We start from the raw sequence: 1,265 nt of genomic DNA on the forward strand, positions 1-1,265 counted from the left end.
TTTCACGCGTTTCCCGCAGGAGTCGAGCACCTTCCGCTACAATCAACATGCATGTGTGTCCCCATCCATCACAGCACCATTCTTTTTTATAATTAATAGAATGAATAGGCAGACACGGAGGATGCCTCAATTGAACATCACTATAAAGTTGAGTTATTTAGCAGATTTACTTACTAATGAAGAGCGATAGATGCCTTCGGATATTTCTCCCGGTTTGATTCGAGTCTTATGGTAGAGGGAATCAAAGTCTGTAATCTTGTACTCTTCTGCTAGCTTTAGCATTATTTGAGCGCATGCTTTAGCATCATCGGCAGCATGGTGGTGGTTATCTAATTCGATTCCAAAATAAGTGCAAAGAGAGGAAAGCTGATAGGCAGGAAGACCCTTTACCATTTTTCTGGACATTTGATAGGTGCAGAGAAATTGGTTGTACACAGGCTTCATTTCATAACGAGCTAAATTATCCCTCAAAGCGTAACCATCGAAGGAGAGATTATGGGCAATCATCAACTTATTCTCTATTTTGTCCTTGATAGAATGATAGAAAGCATCGAACGTCATCGCACCTTCAACATCTTGTGGTTGAATTCCATGTATGCTGATATTAAACCTATCAAATCCCTCTTCCGGATCGATTAATTCGTAAATGGAATCCACCATTTCTCCATTTTCTACAAATACCATTCCGACTGAGCATATACTGTGTCTTGCACGATTAGCCGTTTCAAAGTCAAATGCTACAAAATCTTTCATTCTAATCCACCATCCCGGTTTTAGATTGTTCTTCTTTGCTATCTCTAACATTCTGATGCAAGGCGAAACCTTCTTGCAACTTTCCTATGTATCTAATTCAAAACTGATCCGGCACTTCTTCAAAACAGGTATATTATATGATTATACAATATACTACAATACCCTTAATCTCAGGAACGAAAAAAAGTGTTTCCACAAATTAAAAACTTGTGGAAACACCTTCATATCTCTCTTTCAACTACGCCCTCGGAGGGAATCGAACCCCCATTTTAAGAACCGGAATCTTACGTGCTATCCGTTGCACCACGAGGGCAAAAAATGAATAACCGTCACGAATATATATTATAAGCCAGATATTGCTTGTTTGCAATAGATATTATCATTTACGTCTTTTTTAGATTATCCATTAATATCTTTTAAAAGTGTAGTTGGGATGTCTTTATAGAAAGGTAACTCTATCTGTAGCTTTTTAGCTTTAACTATTCCAATACAGAACCACAGAGTGGATTGAA

General features: G+C 37.9%; 1 protein-coding gene and 1 tRNA gene. Both read right to left on the reverse strand.

What is annotated here, in order from left to right:
- Window positions 1-153 precede the first annotated feature (153 nt).
- On the reverse strand, window positions 154-753 hold the full coding sequence (locus BVI01S_RS21810; RefSeq protein WP_082804805.1) for a 3'-5' exonuclease: 600 nt from the start codon (window positions 751-753) through the stop codon (window positions 154-156).
- Between the two features lie 241 nt (window positions 754-994).
- Window positions 995-1,066 (reverse strand) — tRNA-Arg (locus tag BVI01S_RS21815).
- Window positions 1,067-1,265 lie beyond the last annotated feature (199 nt).

It is taken from the genome of Rossellomorea vietnamensis NBRC 101237 (genome assembly GCF_001591825.1).
GTDB classification, from domain to species: domain Bacteria; phylum Bacillota; class Bacilli; order Bacillales; family Bacillaceae_B; genus Rossellomorea; species Rossellomorea vietnamensis.

What these genes read in the sequence shown, in the direction of transcription:
- BVI01S_RS21810 (WP_082804805.1), bottom strand. Translation starts at nt 753, where the DNA reads ATGAAAGATTTTGTAGCATTTGACTTTGAAACGGCTAATCGTGCAAGA.